Genomic DNA, 15,736 nt, shown 5'->3' on the forward strand with positions numbered 1-15,736 from the left:
CTAAAAAAGTGCAACAAATTTACTGGCAAAGGCAATTGGTGCTTTATATCTCCGCGGCCGAATCGTAAATTACTTGCCCGCCGACATACCAGACGCGCGTCGAGACGCTTGAAACCATCCGCATTCCGTTGCATTTATCGCCGAGCCAGTCTATGCGTCCATTTGAGAACCCATCGCGGCCTGTATCCATTTCAGGCCCCGGAACGTCGGGCTGCGGATCGGCGGGCTCCGGATCGACGGGCTTGCGCCGGCGCATGCTTGCTCCCATCACGCTGCTCCTTTCCCTGGCAGTCCTGGTCTCCTGCGGCGGGGATGGCCCAACCTCACCCGATCCCGTAGATCCGGCCCGGGCCGCCAGGATAAACGTCGTTTCCGGCGACGGGCAGCGTGCGCTTGCCGGTTCGAGTCTGCGGGAACCGGTCGTTGTCCAGGTGCTCGACGAGGAAGAGCAGCCCCTGCCCGGTGCCCTCGTCCTGTTTTCGCCCGACCACGGCGTAACCGAACCGACCACCGTCGGAACCGGACCGGACGGCATGGCCGCCACCCACTGGACGCTGGGTTCGACGACCGGAGTGCAGATGCTGACCGTCACCGCTTCGAGCGCGACCGCCAACGTGAGCGGCCACGCGATCTCCGTGGAAGACTCGCTCGACGTCCTGTTCGCGCCAGCCGAAGAGGACGAACTGTCGGCGGTCCGTGCCGACTGGGCCACGCGAGACTACTCCGCGGCCGGGGGCATGATCGAGCTTGAAGAAACCTACAGCATGGGCGGATATCCGGCCACCCTGCGGGTCGTCTCGCACCAGGTCGAGGGTTTGCGCCATTACGGCGCCATCATCGTGCCGGACGGCGCCGGCGCCGGAGAACTCCCCATTATTGTATACGCCCATGGCGGCGACGGCGGCGTGTCGGTGGAAAGCACGCTATTCATACTGACCGTCGCCCTCGGTGAAATGACGGATGACTTCGTCTATGTGATCCCGTCGTTCCGGGACGAACCGCTCAGATACGATGACCGGTCCTGGCTGTCGGACGGTCCGGCCAGTCCGTGGGACCGCGACGTGGACGACGCCCTGTCGCTGGTCAATCTAACCATGGAGACAATACCGGAAGCCCAGACCGACCGGTACATCGTAGCGGGCGCCAGCAGAGGTGGCGGCGTGGCCATGCTGATGGGGATCCGGGACGAGCGTATCGCGGGCGTCATAACGTTCTTCGGACCAACGGATTTCCAGAACGAATGGGCGCGGGACATCGCCAGTCTCCTGGTGAGGGGTGTGACCGTCGATTTGCCCGGTGTAGAACACCTGCGGGCCACTTACCTCGTACCGTGGTGGACAGGGGACGTTACGCTCCAGGATGCCCGGCTGGCGCTCATCCGCCGGTCCGCCGTCCTGTTTGCCGAGGATCTGCCCCCGCTGCAGGTCCACCACGGCGACATGGACGGGGTGGTCTCCGTAACCCAGGCGGAATCCATGATCCGGGCCATGACGGAGATCGGTCGCGGACCGCCCGAGTTCGAGGCTTATATCTATCCGGGTGCAACGCACGAAATCACGTCGATGCCAAGTGCGATTCCCCGTGCCGTGGTTTTCTTGCGCAATCTACTTGGAACATATGGCGACTAACCCGGGAAACGGCTGGCGTGGCGGCTTGCAAGGGCGCTTGAGCGCGTCATGAGGTGGACATGGGACTCCAGGTCGGTATGGTCGGCACGGGTGCGTTCGCACAGTCTTTCATTCCTCTTTTCAAGGCGCATCCGCAGGTCGAACGTGTGGTGCTGTGCGACCTGGATGAAGAGAAAAGGGCGGCTGCGGCCGCCCGTTTCGAGATCAGCGACACCAGTACCTCCCTCGATGCCCTCTGCGAATCCGCCGTGGACGCCGTGTGCCTCTTTACCCAGAACTGGCTTCACGGTCCCCAGGCCGTCCAGGCCCTGGAAGCCGGAAAACATGTGTATTCGGCCGTGCCGCCGGGGATCAGCGTAGCCGAAATCGAGAACCTGGTGGCCGCGGCCAGGTCCTCGGGCGCGGTCTACATGCTCGGCGAGACCAGCTACTATTATCCCGGCGTGCTGTATTGCCGGGAACAGTTTGCGCGGGGCGCTTTCGGCCGGATCGTATACGGCCAGGCGGAATACTACCATGACTGGGACCACGGCCTCTACGACGTGGCGCGCTGGCGCGGCGGCGAGAACTGGCGGGAGACGGCCGGCATACCGCCCATGTACTACCCCACGCATTCGACGAGCCAGGTCATTTCCGTCACCGGCGCGCGCATGACCCGGGTATCCTGCCAGGGATTTCGAGACACCCACGAGGACGGGATTTACGAGGCCAATGACTGGGCCAATCCCTTCAGCAACCAGAGCGCGCTGTACAGCATGTCCGACGGGAGTGTCTGCCGCATCAACGAGTTCCGGCGCGTGGGCCATCCGGGATGCGTGCGCATGGGACTTCAGGGGACCGAGGGCGGCTTCGAGCAGACCGCCGCAGGCGCGTCCTGGCTTAGGAAGGACGGGACCCGCGTGGAACCCCTCGACGACCTGCTCGCCTGCACCGGCCAGCCTGTGCCGGGAAGCGTTGCGATGGGAAGCGATCCGATGGGCAAGGTGACCGCTTCCGACGGCACCCACTTAGGCGCCTCCGCCGTGCACCCGGTCGAACGGCTGCCTGAGGTATTCGCCGGACTGCCCAATGGCCATGCGGGCAGCCACCAGTTCCTCGTCGACGACTTCATGATGGCCTGCGTGAACGGTTCCCTGCCCCCCAACAACGCCTGGGACGCGGCCAGGTACATGATTCCCGGTCTGACGGCCCATGAGTCCGCACTCCACGGGGGCGCACTGCTCGAGGTACCTGATCTCGGCGATCCGCCTGGCGCAGATTGACTCCGTTCCGGAACAATGCGCGGCGCTTCGCGTTAGTATTCAATACGGCGTTTCGCATGACTACGTAAAATCCAGAAACCCTCGGGCCGGAATCTTGAACGAACCCTTGTTTGAAAATGCAATCGCGCGGTGGCGGACCTACGTTGAACGGCATGGATCGCTTCCGGCGACCGAGCTGGATGAGCTCGAAGAACGGCTGAGGGTCCAGGCAGACGACCTGTTGCGGCTCGGTCTTTCGGCCGCAGAAGCCTTCCAGGTCGCGGCGGGGCGGATCGGCCGCGACGACACGGCGACACGCGCTTTCGTCCAGGATCACGCGGCGCAGTTGATGGGTGCTGCAGCTGACCAACCGGCCACGGACGAAACCGGTAGATTCGACGTAACCGACAAAAACGACGTAGCCGATCGAAGCGATGTAGCCGGTATATACAATGTAGATACGCCAAGATCTGGTTCGCAGGGATCTGGTTCGCAGGGATCTGGTTCAGAACCGGCTGCGGGCGCAATCCACGCCGCTACAGAGATCGCCAAACCCGGGTTGACGGAATTCGTCTTCGTCCTTTGTCTGGCCGCCGGCGCGGCTATGGCGATCAAGGTCCCCGCGCTGTTCGGTTACGCTTTCGACGACGATGACGTCAACCAGTTCTATGCACTGAACATCAGTTTCTTCGCGTTTCCGTTTGTGACGGTGTATTTCGCCTGGAAACGCGGGATGGCCTTCGCCCGGTGGGGCTGGTTAATACCGCCCTTCCTCGTGGCCATGCTGCTGTGTAATGTATTTCCCTTCGAGCCGGGCGGCGATACCGCAGTACTCACCACGTTGCATGTGCCCATCGCCCTGTGGCTCGTCGTCGGCTTCGCATATACCGGGGGTGACTGGCGGACGCGCGGGTTGCGCATGGATTTCGTCCGGTTCAGCGGACAGCTCTTCATCCTGTACGTGCTCATCGCCCTGGGCGGCGGCGTGCTCACCGGCATTACGCTGACGGTGTTTAACGCGCTGGGCGTGGACCTGCGATGGGCCGCCGCGTCGTGGATCATTCCGTGCGGAGCGATGGGCGCGTTCGTCTTGGCGGCCTGGCTCGTGGATACCGGGCAGGGCGCCATCGAGCAGGTGGCGCCGGTGCTCACGCGGATATTCACACCACTGTTCACGCTGATGCTTCTGTCCTTTCTCGCGGTCCTGGTGTGGACCGGAAAAGGGATCGACGTGCAGCGCGAGATGTTGATCGCCTTCGATGCGCTGCTCATCGTCGTCCTGGGTCTCGTGCTGTATTCGGTCTCGGCAAGAGACCCCGTGGCGCCGCCGGGCGTATATGACGGCCTGCAGATCGCGCTTGTTTCAGCCGCCCTGGTCGTAGACGTCCTCGTGCTGGCGGCCATGACGGCGCGCATCAGCGATTTCGGGGTCACGCCGAACCGAATGTGGGCCATGGGACTGAACATCATCCTGTTCGTCAACCTGACGTGGACGGCCCGCCTGTACTTCGGATTCCTGCGACGGCGGAGGCCGTTCTCCGCCGTGGAACGCTGGCAGACGGACTATCTCCCCGTTTTCTCCGTGTGGGCGGCCTTCGTCGTGGCCGTTTTTCCGCTGATCTTTGGGTACCGTTGACACGCGGCCACACGCGCACCACGAATCGGCACACCGTCGAGTGCGCCACACGCACACCAAGAGTCCAATTTCGTAACCAGCATTGGAGTTCATGATGGATAACCGGACGGGAACGCTGGCGGCCGGAACGTTCAAGCCCTATGACCAGGAAACGCATTTGAGTAGCCTGTATGAAAACGTCTCCGGGACGTACGCCTTCAGGGCGACGGATCCGGAAGGCCTGTCCGCCTGGCAGGCCGCCTTTCGCCCGAAACTGCGGGAAGCACTCGGCCTGGACAACATGGCTTCCGACCTCTCGGGCTACGTGCCGAAGGCGGAGCGGCTCGAATCAGCGGACCTGGGCAGCCATGTCCGGGAACGCTGGTATCTCTGGGTCGAACCGACTGTGCCGCTGCCATTCTACCTCCTGTTGCCGAATGGCGTGAAGTGCGCAGACACAGGTACAGGTTCAGACGCAGGCACAGAAGGGCTGGACCGCAACGAGGCACGCCCCCTGGTCCTCGTGCCCCATGGCCACAATCATCCCCACATCTACGTCGGCATTTCCCGGGACGCGGCGGAAGAGGCGCACATGATGGAGGGCGAGCGCGACATCGCCCGGCAGGCGGCCGCCGAGGAGGGGTACATCGTCATCGCGCCGACCACGCGGGCCTTCGGGGAAACGCGCACCGCGAAAGACATCGAGGCCGATAGAGTACACTCCTGCCGCGACCAACTCGTCCACGACCTGCTGCTCGGGAGAACGCCCATCGGCGAACGTGTGTGGGATACGTCCCGCCTGATCGACTGGGCGGTCGCCAATCTGCCCATTGACGCCGGCCGCATAGCCATCACGGGCAACTCGGGCGGCGGTACGATATCGCTTTTCGCCTCGGCCTGCGACACCCGTATCGCCCTCTCCATGCCGGGGTGCTATTTCTGCACGTTCGTGGGCAGCATCGGGACGATCCATCACTGTGAATGCAACTACGTGCCCGGTTTGCTGCGGCTGGGAGAAATGTACGACGTGGCCGGTTTGATCGCTCCACGCCCCTTCTGTGCCATCGCCGGCCGGCACGACCCCATCTTTCCCATCGCCCACGTCCACGCCGCCTTCGACCGGCTCAAGGCCGTCTACGCGGTCGCCGGCGCTTCGGATAAATGCGAGCTGGCCGTCGGAGAAGGCGGCCACCGGTTCTTCAAGACGCCGGCCTGGGATTTCGTGCGCCGGCATTTCGGCGCGCGGGCCTGAACCGGGGAAGCTCGAAACCTCACCGGCACCCGGGCAAGGCGCGCGGCCGGGCAATCAACCGGTTTCGAACTGCCGGCCGCGGCTAACGCGCGGAAAACGCTTGTAAACGACCAGCCAGATCATATAGTTTCCTCAGACATCAGGATAGCAGACTACCGGTCATCAAGGAGCGCATCATGGAAAGCGCCACGGTTCGAATCGATCCTCGGGAAGAGATCGGATTCATGCACGTCGACGAGACGGACTTCGGGTCATTCACGACGGCCCAGCGCATCCGTCACTTCGAAGTCGAAGGCTACGTGCTTCTACCGGATATGCTCGACGCCGATCACATCGCACGGCTTAAGGCCGAACTGGCCAATGTGCCCATGGAATGCAAGGACTACAGCGACTGCCAGACCTACTGCCTGGAGGCCCAGTGGCGCAGTCCGGCCATGTGCGCCTTGATCGGGCATCCGCCCATGATCGAGTTCCTCGAAGCGCTGATGGGTGCGGATATCGTGTTTACGCGAGGCCTGTTCACGCGGACCCTGTCGGGTTCGCCGCCCATTTCCATGCACACGGACGGCCAGCCCTACGGCTCATCCATTTTCAGCTACGAGGGCAGTTCGCCCCGTCTGGTTCGGGTGCTTTACTACCTGGACGATTTGCCGGCGGAAAGGGCGCCGTTCCGGGTGGTTCCACGCTCGCACCTGTCCTTTCACGCCCATGGCAACCCCTACGTGCGTTACAAGTCCCATCCCCAGGAGGTGACCCTCTGCGCGAAAGCGGGATCGGCCCTGGTCATTCCCAAGGACGTTTTTCACGGTACCCATCCCAACCGCGACACGGTGCCCCGGGAACTGATCCAGTTCGGTTACCGGCCGGCCTGGTCCGGGCCCGTCCAGCCGATGGAGGAGTGGGATCCCGGGGACGTCGCCGCCGCGCCTGCACAGGCCAGGCCCTTCCTGCAGAGCCTGAATACGACCGGCCTGGAGTGGCAGCAGCCGCACAAGCCGAAGGGGATGAAGAGCGAAGCGCCGGGAATCAATCCGGACAGGTGGGGTGATTGATCGAACTCGACGCTTGTCGACCGTCAACATACGGAACAACGGGAGGCGGACGTCTCCGGACAAGGACAAAGGGATGAAGTGTAGCAACTACAACTGCCTCAAGCGATTCGCGGTATGTTTTATGATGTCGTTGGCCGCGGCGTCTACGGTATCCACGGCCTCCGCCCAGACCGAGTTCCACCTGCAGGTGGGAAAGCTGAGGAATCCCTTCGCGAAAAGGAGCGTGCAGTCCCTGGTGCTCACCGTGCAGCAGGCCTCCCAATGGAAGCTCGGGGACAGTTTCTTCTTCCTTGACTATTTGATCGACCGGGAAAGGGACGGATTCAACGACCGTGATTTCTACGCCGAGTGGTATCCGACGCTCAGTATCGGCAAAATGCAGCAGTCTGGTGCCAGCCTGGGACTCATTTCCGACCTGGCGATCATTGCGGGAATCAACATGGGCGGCGACGCGAAAGTGTTCAAGTTTCTGCCTGGATTCAGGGCGTCCTGGGATATCCCCGGATTCCTGTTCCTGAACACCGATCTCACGGCCTACATCGACCAGAACTTCGGCGTGGCAAAGGGCGGTGCGCCGAAGGAAGGGCACAGTTTCGTGTTTGACGTAAACTGGGCCGCCCCTTTTGATATCGGCCAGCATTCCTTCGCCTTCATGGGCCACGCGGAGTACATCGGGAGCCGGTCCAACGAACTCGGCGGCCGGCACGACGCATCGATACTCGCGCAGCCGCAGTTCGTCTGGGACATCGGCCGGGCCGCGGCCGGCGAACCCAATCAGTTGCTGCTCGGATTCGAGTACCAGTACTGGAGAAACAAAATCGGCACGGACGACGACGAGAACACCATTCAGTTCCTGGTGGTCTGGCGTCTCTAGTCCTGTCCGTGGTGCCGAATCCATAGTCCACTTTTTTAAAAAGAGGCGGGTGCCGCCGGCGACCCATCGGTCACCGGAACGCCCGCCAAGCCATAGGACTACCTGATGAAAGCCGCCGTAATGGACGCCTTCGGATCACCCCTCGAGGTGCGGGAAGTTCCCGATCCCGTGCCGTCGGAGGACGGCGTCGTGATCGAGGTGCGGGCCAACGGGATCTGCCGGAGCGACTGGCACGGATGGATGGGACACGACCCGTCAATCAAGCTGCCTCACGTACCGGGTCACGAATTCGCAGGGGTGGTCGTTGAGAAGGGCGGCCAGGTGCGCAACTGGCGGGTCGGCGACCGGGTGACCGTGCCCTTCTGCGGCGGATGCGGCACCTGCGCGCAGTGCCTGGCCGGCCATCACCATATCTGCGACAACGAGTACCAGCCGGGGTTTACCGGTTGGGGCGCCTTCGCCGGATACGTAGCCATGCCCTACGCCGACGTGAATCTCGTGGGCCTGCCCGATGACCTGGACTTCGTCGAGGCCGCTAGCCTGGGTTGCCGGTTCATGACGGCGTTCCGCGGCGTGGTGGACCAGGGCCGGGTGAACGGCGGTGATTTCGTGGCCATTCATGGATGCGGCGGGGTCGGGCTGTCGGCGACCATGATTGCGGCGGCCGTGGGAGCCGAGGTGATCGCCGTGGACATCGACGAGACCCGGTTGCAGCTGGCGCGGGACTTCGGCGCACGCATGACGGTGAATGCAAAGACCAGTTCCGACGTAGTCAGAGAAATACGGCAGAAGACAGGCGGCGGCGCCCTGGTCTCCATCGACGCCCTCGGGAGCAAAATCACCAGCCGCAATTCCATCCGGTGCCTGCGCAAGCGGGGCCGCCACGTGCAGATCGGCCTGACCCTGGCGGACGAGGCCGATGTCCCGATCCCCATGAACGCGGTCATTGCCAAGGAACTCGAAATCGTGGGCAGCCACGGCATGCCGGCCCATCGGTTTGCCGACCTGCTGCGCATGGTCACCTCCGGCGCGCTTCAGCCCGGCCGCCTGGTCGGCAAGACCGTCGCACTCGATGAGGCCGGCGCCGAGCTGGAAGCCATGGGCCGGTTCAGCCAGACCGGTGTAACGGTCATCGACCGGTTCTGACGAAAGGAATACGCATGGCCGAGAAGGACATCGTTGCCCTCGAACGACAGATCTTCGAACTCACCGCTAAGCTGAACGCGTTGCGGCGGGACAATGCCCCCGGTCCGGTGCCAAACTATCGGTTCGACACCCTGACCGGAGAGGTCTCCCTGCTCGACCTGTTCGCCGGCCGCGACCGCCTGCTGGCCATCCACAACATGGGACAGGGTTGCCGGTACTGCACGCTGTGGGCGGACGGATTCAACGGCATGCTGGCCCATCTCGAGGACGCCATGTCCGTCGTGCTGTTGTCCGGTGATCCCCCCGCCCTGCAGCGTGACTTCGCCAATTCTCGGAACTGGCGCTTTCGCCTCGCTTCCCACGGGGGCGGCGCGTATATCGTCGAACAGACGGTGATGGAGGGCGTGGAGAACATGCCCGGCGCGGTGATCTACGAACGGCAGGGCGACCAGGTGCTGCGAAAGAACAGCTGCGTGTTCGGCCCCGGCGACCTGTACTGCTCCCTCTGGAACCTGTTGGGTCTTGCGGGCCTCGGCGAAGCGGAATGGACCCCGCAGTACCGGTACTGGCGCCAGCCCGGGAAGATGGATGACGGCGGCGCGAACCTGCTCGAATAGCGGTTTGCTCAGGTTCAGCGGCTGGCTCCGGGACACCGGAAGCCTTGGTGCGCGACAGGGCTGTGGGAGGTACGGTGCGCGACAGTCCAGCCATCAGACTGTTCCACGAAAACTGGTTCCTTCGTGAAGCGCAGTTGCCGGAGATTACCCTGGCGGAAAAGCGCCTCATTGAAGCCGCCATGGGACCGGACCCCGGTCGTTGGGATGGCCAGCCGGACCTGGCGCGGATGACCGCGATCCTTGCCGGAAATCCGGACGTGCTCGATCGCATTGGCGCCCACCTGCTTACCGTCATCGTCGGCATGCGCGGCTGTGGAGGCGCGGTGTCCTTCCTGCTTGATCGCGGCGTGCCGTTCAACATCGATACCCGTTCCTACAACGTACTCCACGAAGCGGCCTGGGCGGGTTCCGCAGATACGCTCGAAGCCGTATTCACTTCGGGCGCGGCGGACGCCACCCCGGTGTCCGTCGACAAGCCCCATACGGGCTGGCCCGCGAACCTGTCCCTCATGTACTGGGCCGCCTGGGGCGGGTTTCCAGAAGTCGCCAGGCTCCTGATCGATTACGGCGTCGGGATACATCACGAACGGCCGATCAAGGGCAACGGGGAGCGGGGCGTGACGTCCCTGCACGAGGCCGTTTCTCCCGGACTCTGGGGCGACGACGAATCACCGAGGAACCAGGGCAAGCGTGAAGTCGCCCGCATGCTGATCGAGGACGGCGCGGCCTACGATGCGTGTGCGGCGGCGGGATTGGACGACACCGGTCGTCTTAAAGCGCTCCAGGCCTTCAAACCCGATCTCGCAGACACGACTGGCCCCTACGGGATGACCCCCTTGCACTGGGCGTCGAGGGCGGGTTCGCTGGATAGTCTGCGGTGGCTGCTGGACCACGGCGCGGAGGTCGATACGCGGAACGATGCCCATCGCACGTCCATACAACTTGCGTCCGAATGCGGCCGGGCAGAGGCCGTGAAGCTGCTGGCGGCAGCAGGTGCCGACCTGGACACGCAGGATCGCAAAGGCCGCACTCCGCTCCATCGCGCAACGTACGAAGGACACGCCGAGGCCGCGGAAGCGCTCCTCGCCGCGGGTGCGGACACGACCGTGCTGAACAGGAACGGCAAAACCGCCTTCGAAATCGCACGGAAGGGTGCTTCCTATCTCAAGAAACGAACCTGATGTCCGTCTACCCCGAGGTGCAGCCATGAACGTCCTGCTCAGGATGAATCTGATCGAACCCCTCGTCGACAAGATCAGCCGGGTCGACCAGAAAGTACGGGTGATAAGGGTGGATACGGAAGAGGAGGCGCTGGCCGTCATGCCGGAGATCGAAGTGGTCTGCGGCGAGATCACCCGGGCCCTCTTCGCGCGAAGGAGAAAGCTCGCCTGGATCCAGAGCTGGGGCGCCGGTGTGGACGGACTGCTCTATCCCGAACTGGTGGAGAGCGACGTGGTGCTATGCAGTTCGAAGGGCTTCGTGGGCGTGCACCTGGCCGATCACGGCATGGCGCTTCTGCTCGCGCTGACCCGGGGCATCCACACCGCGATCCGCAATCCGGGCTGGGAGCCGCGCTGGCCTATTCGCGACGCCTCGTGGGAACTGGTGGACCGGACCATGGGTATCGTCGGTCTGGGCGGAACCGGCCGTGAATTGGCCAGGCGGGCGGCCGCTTTCGGCATGCGCGTCGTCGCCGTGGATCCGGAGAAGGTGGAAGTGCCGCCCGAAGTGGAAGCCTGCTGGGGCATGGACCGGTTCCATGCGCTCCTGGAACAGTCGGACGTCGTCGCGGTTTGCGCGCCTTTGACGGCGGAAACGGAGGGGCTGTTCGACCGGGCCGCCTTCGCCCGCATGCCGGACCATGCGCTGTTGATTAACGTCACCCGGGGCAGGATCGTCGACGAAACGGCCCTGCTGGAAGCGCTGGAAGGCAACCTTATCGGCGGCGCGGGCCTGGACGTGGTGCCCCAGGAGCCGCTGCCCGAAGATCACCCGCTGTGGAATATGGATAACGTGGTGATTACGCCCCATACCGCCGGGGGATCTCCCAACCGGGACGGCCGGTGCGTGGCCCTGTTCTGCGAGAACCTGCGTCGTTACCTGGATGGAAGGCCGCTGGTGAGCGTGATCGACAAGCGCAAGGGGTACTGAATCAGTGGCGGTGTACCACCCCGTGGTCGTGCGCGGTGTGGTAGTGGTGGGCAAGCAGGTCCGCGCCGAAATCGTTCGTCGGGTTGCGCCATACCGTGTGCACGTGGTTGGCGTCGTTCTGCACGTTGTCGTATTCCACCAGGAACCGTCCGCCCTGCAGGCGGTAGTAGTGAGGTTGCCGGGCTTCGAGGCCGCCCGCCCAGGCCAGGTGGACGTCGCCCACGCCGTGCGTCTTTAACAGGTCGGATTCGATCTCGGCGACGGCGTCGGGCATGCGGTGAATGTACTCGCCGATGAGGGTCTCCAGCATCTCCCGCTGACCGTCGTTCATGCCTGCGCCGGCGAGGCCGCGGGGCGTTTCCGTGTAGCGAACCGTATCATAGGGCACGTCCGTTCGGGCCAGCCGGTCCGGTTTCTCCCTGTTTTCCGTTATAAAGCGCTGATTCACCGTGACGATATCCCCCGGCGGAACCGTTGCGATCAGCGCGCTGTGCTGTTGTTCCTCGTCCAGGGCGCGCACCAGTTCCCGCGCCAGGTCTTCCACGTTGCCCAGGGGCCGGAGCGAACTGACGCCGTTGAGCGCGGCCGATGCCGGATTCGCCCCGAAGAAGAAGGGGGTGGGCGCGACGATCTTTCCCCCGGCGATGGTATAGTTGATGGAAACGTGATGCCCCTCGAATTTCCATCCCCAGGGATCGTGGTCCGATGGCGTGCCGAACAGGGACACGTAGTAATCGGAAGGATCCCGCCAGTTGCCCGATGACCAGCCCTCACGGGCATCCAGCGTGGCTTCCAGGCCCATGATGGTCGTTGTGGTGGCGTATCCCGTGCCGCTCACTCCGGAGGCGACGAGTTGCATGGCCCGGCGCCGCTGACCCCGGTCCATCTCGCCGAGCGGCAGGCCTTTTCGCGCCAGGGGCACGTAGTCCCAGAAGGTGCGCGCGTCCTCGTCTTCGAAGGGGAAGAGCGCTTTCGCCCGCTGATCCGGGGCCAGGACGGCCGTGAAATTGGCGGCCGCTTCTCCCATCCGTCGAACCAGGCCCTGGATGTGTGCGCTGGTCAGTAAACCGTTATGGTCGTCGCTCATTTTGGTCTCCAATCACTTCAGATCCGGAAAGCGCAGGAACCGCTTGGCCGTGCCGCCCATGATCGCCTCGTGTTCGTGGGGCTTGATTTCGGGTATGGTCTCCTCGACCAGTTTCGCCAGCTTGTCGTAGCCGGGTTCTTCGTAGATCCATGGGAAGTCGGTCGCCCACATGAGGCGGTCGGCCCCGAAGGTGCCCAGGAAGTTTTTCTGCCATCCCGCGAGATCAGGGTAGGGGTACGGTTCTTTGCTGAAGGCGTAATGGCCCGACAGCTTCATCGTCACGTTTTCGTAGGTGCTCAGCCTGTGCGTGGTGTGGAAAGCCGGGTTATAGGGCACGATATCGATCTGCGGCCGTCCCCACTGGTCAGTCCGGCCCTTGCCCAGTCCCGGGCAGATGCCCAGGTGGTTGATGACGACGCGCACCTGGGGAAAGGCGTCGACGAGCCAGGCGATCAGGTGGGCGTCCGCCGCCCGCACGTACAGCCAGAGGACGAGGTCCTTTTCCGCAGCGTGCCGCCAGATGGGGTAGGTCGTGAACGTGCGTACGTCTACGGGATCAAAGGGATCCGGGGGGCCGCCGACCATGCCGAGGCGAAAACCCACGATCCCCGTACCGTCCGATAGCCGGTCCATGTGCTCCTCCGGCGCGCCGTAGGCCGCCTCGGGAATGAGCCCGATGCCCAGAAAGCGATCGGGATAAGACCTGAGGCAATGGAGCAGGTAGGCGTGTTGCGCCACGCTCGTGCCGCCGATCTGCACCAGCATGGCCTGGTCGACGTCGCTGGCGGCCATGTAGGTCATCAGCTTTTCAACCGTTTCTTCCCGTTCCGGCGGCGTGTTGCCGCTTGCTTCTCTCGGAAATTCACTGGTCACCTTCGCGAACACGTGACCGTGGGCATCAATACGCGGCATGCGGTTTCCTGCCTATGCCATCCCGAACAGCCGGCGCCGGTCCGGCGTGTTCAGCGACGGAGCGATGTGGGCGTACCGTCCGGGGTCGATTTTCCCGGGCGTACGCTTTTCGTAGGTAAGGATGATCGACTTCCGGGGAATACCGGTGTGGTTTTCCATGGCCACGTGCCATCCGTAGGTATTGAACATGACGGCCGTGCCCGCCCTGCCTGGGAACCGCCTGTGGCCCGGCATGGCTTCGAGGTTCTTCACCCGGGGATACGGCCCCGCGCCGGGCCGGTGGCTGCCCGGGACGTAGGCGAATTCCCCTCCGCCGCGCTCGACATCGTTTACATAGACCTGCACCTTGATATGGAGAGGATGGTCGGGACGGACATCGGGATGCCACCCCGTGTAGCCCATGGGCCAGAGCGGCGCAGTCCGGACCTGCTCGCCAATGAAGATCATGTCGTCTTCGGTAAAGGCCCTGACGTATTCGAAGTAACGCGGCCGGTCGAGGATGTCGAGGAAGACCTCGTCCTTTTCCAATACGTTCGGTATGTCGTAATAGGTCGCCGCCAGTTCACCCCGGGCGACGCCGACGAGCCAATCTTCCTTGCAGGCAGCGGCCCAGTGGTCGAAGGCCTTTTGGAGTCGATCCAGCATCTCGCCCCGGATCGCGTCCTCGAAGACGAGATAACCATCTTCCTCCCACTGTTTCCGTTCCGCCGGGGTGGGGCCGGATTCCATGGTCATTCGGGGCTTCTTTCTTCTCGATTCAGATCGTGGTGCGGGTATAGACCGGAATCAACAGTAACGGTTCGACACTGTCAAGCGCGACGGCTGCCGTTTTGCAGTGTGTCGCGTCGCAGCTGTCCAGCGCGACGGTTCGCTGCCGACTTTCGTGACTGCGGTGCCCGCAGGATTTCCTTCTTGCCCAGTTCTTCCTCATCTGCCTATCTTCAGCGTGCGTACGACCGCTCAGGAAAGGAGAAACGCTTGAAGATCGAAGCCGTGGAATCCCTTGCGATCCCCGAGTTAAAAGTGATTCGCTTTGGCCGATTCAGGGATGACCGGGGGTACTTCACCGAATCCTACCGGCTGGGGGATCTCTCCAGCAACCCGGACACGGCGTTTCTTCGTGATGTCCGATTTCTACAGATCAACGAGAGCTTCTCCCGCGCCGGCGTGGTCCGAGGCCTCCATTTCCAGTGGAACCCCCACATGGGAAAGCTGGTTAGGGCTGCCAGGGGCCGCATCGTGGACCTGGCACTGGATATCCGGCTGGGTTCGCCTACCCTGGGCAGGATCGTTGCACGCGATATTTCGGAGGATCCCGACGCGGACCACGCCGAGTGGATCTGGGTGCCGCCGGGATTCGCCCACGGCTTCTTCTGCCCGACAGACTGCATCCTGGAGTACCTGTGCAGCGGAGAGTACAGCCCCGGCAACGAGGCCGGCATCTCGCCCCTGGCACCCGACCTGGATTGGTCGCTTTGCGATCGCGCGATGAAGCGTGCCTTTGACGAGATAGTCGTGGGTGAAGCCATCCTGTCCGAGAAGGACCGGGACGCGTTCTCAATGAGCGACTGGCTGGCGGATGAACGGTCCGCGAACTTTACATACTGAAAGCACAGCAATGTCGTCGTACAGCAACAATGCCACGACGTAATACATGCTTCAATGAATGGGAGAACCTCTATGACATCGGATCAACCGTCACTCTGGTCGGACATTCGAGGACTCGTCTTCTTCGGCTGGATCGTCGCGGCGACGCGCCTGCTGCTGGATTTCGTCGCACCCGATCAGTCCATGTTCATCGGCGTCTACTTCCTGATGCCCCTGGCCTACCTGTACTACGGGTTAAAAGGCAGGTGGGACCATTTGGCCTGGAGGAGGGTGGCGGGATCGCTCATCGTGGTGGTGTTCCTGGTCTGGTTCATTCCGAACCTGATTTCTTACAGTACCGCGTTTTTCGTCGGGCTGGAGCACGGCCGGTTCTCGCCGGAGAACTCCGGGAGAGTACTCGACTATGAGGGTCCGGTCATGACGATATTGAACGGCGGTATGGTTGCGGGGGGCACCTTCGTCGCCGGATCGGTCTGGAGCGTCTCGCTGGGCACGCTGTTCATCTGGCTGCCGGGAGCGATGCGAAGGCGGCAGGCTCGAGTCTGACACGTCC

At 63.2% G+C, this 15,736-nt stretch carries 15 protein-coding genes; 12 read left to right on the forward strand and 3 right to left on the reverse strand.

The window, feature by feature from the left end:
- The first annotated feature begins 254 nt into the window (after positions 1–254).
- From F4Z81_07085 to F4Z81_07130, 10 genes are all read left to right on the forward strand, one after another.
- A complete protein-coding gene (locus F4Z81_07085) occupies positions 255–1,628 on the forward strand; it encodes a hypothetical protein (GenBank protein MXW04817.1) in 1,374 nt (457 codons plus the stop codon).
- Positions 1,629–1,687: 59 nt separating this feature from the next.
- The gene (locus F4Z81_07090) at positions 1,688–2,890 is read left to right on the forward strand and encodes a Gfo/Idh/MocA family oxidoreductase (protein MXW04818.1); all 1,203 of its coding nucleotides are present in this window, start codon (positions 1,688–1,690) and stop codon (positions 2,888–2,890) included.
- Positions 2,891–2,996: 106 nt separating this feature from the next.
- A complete protein-coding gene (locus F4Z81_07095; GenBank protein ID MXW04819.1) occupies positions 2,997–4,505 on the forward strand; it encodes a hypothetical protein in 1,509 nt (502 codons plus the stop codon).
- A 94-nt stretch (positions 4,506–4,599) separates the two neighbouring features.
- Positions 4,600–5,736 carry a hypothetical protein gene (locus tag F4Z81_07100; GenBank protein ID MXW04820.1) on the forward strand — a complete coding sequence of 379 codons (1,137 nt, stop codon included), beginning with the start codon at positions 4,600–4,602 and terminating at the stop codon, positions 5,734–5,736.
- Positions 5,737–5,912: 176 nt separating this feature from the next.
- Positions 5,913–6,788: a phytanoyl-CoA dioxygenase family protein gene (locus F4Z81_07105; GenBank protein ID MXW04821.1), complete on the forward strand. Its 876-nt coding sequence runs from the start codon at positions 5,913–5,915 to the stop codon at positions 6,786–6,788.
- A 73-nt stretch (positions 6,789–6,861) separates the two neighbouring features.
- Positions 6,862–7,662, forward strand: coding sequence for a nucleoside-binding protein (locus F4Z81_07110; protein ID MXW04822.1), 801 nt, complete (start codon positions 6,862–6,864; stop codon positions 7,660–7,662).
- Between the two features lie 105 nt (positions 7,663–7,767).
- A complete protein-coding gene (locus F4Z81_07115) occupies positions 7,768–8,808 on the forward strand; it encodes a zinc-dependent alcohol dehydrogenase family protein (protein ID MXW04823.1) in 1,041 nt (346 codons plus the stop codon).
- Positions 8,809–8,822: 14 nt separating this feature from the next.
- Complete coding sequence (locus tag F4Z81_07120) at positions 8,823–9,425, forward strand: DUF899 domain-containing protein (protein MXW04824.1); 603 nt, start codon at positions 8,823–8,825, stop codon at positions 9,423–9,425.
- A 47-nt stretch (positions 9,426–9,472) separates the two neighbouring features.
- The gene (locus tag F4Z81_07125) at positions 9,473–10,606 is read left to right on the forward strand and encodes an ankyrin repeat domain-containing protein (GenBank protein ID MXW04825.1); all 1,134 of its coding nucleotides are present in this window, start codon (positions 9,473–9,475) and stop codon (positions 10,604–10,606) included.
- Positions 10,607–10,631: 25 nt separating this feature from the next.
- Entirely contained in the window at positions 10,632–11,576 is a 945-nt protein-coding gene (locus tag F4Z81_07130; protein ID MXW04826.1) for a D-2-hydroxyacid dehydrogenase, read from the forward strand.
- A gap of 1 nt (position 11,577) precedes the next feature.
- Here F4Z81_07130 and F4Z81_07135 read toward each other — a convergent pair whose 3' ends face one another.
- The 3 genes from F4Z81_07135 to F4Z81_07145 are packed head-to-tail and all read right to left on the reverse strand — an operon-like array spanning position 11,578 to position 14,310.
- Complete coding sequence (locus F4Z81_07135; protein ID MXW04827.1) at positions 11,578–12,663, reverse strand: DUF3500 domain-containing protein; 1,086 nt, start codon at positions 12,661–12,663, stop codon at positions 11,578–11,580.
- Positions 12,664–12,675: 12 nt separating this feature from the next.
- On the reverse strand, positions 12,676–13,575 hold the full coding sequence (locus F4Z81_07140; protein MXW04828.1) for an amidohydrolase: 900 nt from the start codon (positions 13,573–13,575) through the stop codon (positions 12,676–12,678).
- Positions 13,576–13,587: 12 nt separating this feature from the next.
- Positions 13,588–14,310, reverse strand: a complete 723-nt coding sequence (locus tag F4Z81_07145; protein MXW04829.1) for a hypothetical protein — start codon at positions 14,308–14,310, stop codon at positions 13,588–13,590.
- A gap of 249 nt (positions 14,311–14,559) precedes the next feature.
- On the opposite strand from F4Z81_07145, the gene F4Z81_07150 reads away from it, so the two are divergent.
- Together F4Z81_07150 and F4Z81_07155 are read left to right on the forward strand one after the other, a co-directional pair.
- Positions 14,560–15,183: a dTDP-4-keto-6-deoxy-D-glucose epimerase gene (locus tag F4Z81_07150; protein ID MXW04830.1), complete on the forward strand. Its 624-nt coding sequence runs from the start codon at positions 14,560–14,562 to the stop codon at positions 15,181–15,183.
- Between the two features lie 72 nt (positions 15,184–15,255).
- Positions 15,256–15,729, forward strand: coding sequence for a hypothetical protein (locus tag F4Z81_07155; GenBank protein ID MXW04831.1), 474 nt, complete (start codon positions 15,256–15,258; stop codon positions 15,727–15,729).
- Positions 15,730–15,736: the final 7 nt, after the last annotated feature.

The sequence above is a fragment of the Gemmatimonadota bacterium genome (assembly GCA_009835325.1).
Taxonomy (GTDB): Bacteria; JAAXHH01; JAAXHH01; order JAAXHH01; family JAAXHH01; genus JAAXHH01.

Coding starts and splice junctions, on each gene's coding strand:
- F4Z81_07115 (MXW04823.1), top strand. CDS start 7,768: ATGAAAGCCGCCGTAATGGACGCCTTCGGATCACCCCTCGAGGTGCGG.
- F4Z81_07155 (MXW04831.1), top strand. CDS start 15,256: ATGACATCGGATCAACCGTCACTCTGGTCGGACATTCGAGGACTCGTC.
- F4Z81_07090 (MXW04818.1), top strand. CDS start 1,688: ATGGGACTCCAGGTCGGTATGGTCGGCACGGGTGCGTTCGCACAGTCT.
- F4Z81_07085 (MXW04817.1), top strand. CDS start 255: ATGCTTGCTCCCATCACGCTGCTCCTTTCCCTGGCAGTCCTGGTCTCC.
- F4Z81_07135 (MXW04827.1), bottom strand. CDS start 12,663: ATGAGCGACGACCATAACGGTTTACTGACCAGCGCACACATCCAGGGC.
- F4Z81_07105 (MXW04821.1), top strand. CDS start 5,913: ATGGAAAGCGCCACGGTTCGAATCGATCCTCGGGAAGAGATCGGATTC.
- F4Z81_07145 (MXW04829.1), bottom strand. CDS start 14,310: ATGACCATGGAATCCGGCCCCACCCCGGCGGAACGGAAACAGTGGGAG.
- F4Z81_07110 (MXW04822.1), top strand. CDS start 6,862: ATGAAGTGTAGCAACTACAACTGCCTCAAGCGATTCGCGGTATGTTTT.
- F4Z81_07120 (MXW04824.1), top strand. CDS start 8,823: ATGGCCGAGAAGGACATCGTTGCCCTCGAACGACAGATCTTCGAACTC.
- F4Z81_07100 (MXW04820.1), top strand. CDS start 4,600: ATGGATAACCGGACGGGAACGCTGGCGGCCGGAACGTTCAAGCCCTAT.
- F4Z81_07140 (MXW04828.1), bottom strand. CDS start 13,575: ATGCCGCGTATTGATGCCCACGGTCACGTGTTCGCGAAGGTGACCAGT.
- F4Z81_07130 (MXW04826.1), top strand. CDS start 10,632: ATGAACGTCCTGCTCAGGATGAATCTGATCGAACCCCTCGTCGACAAG.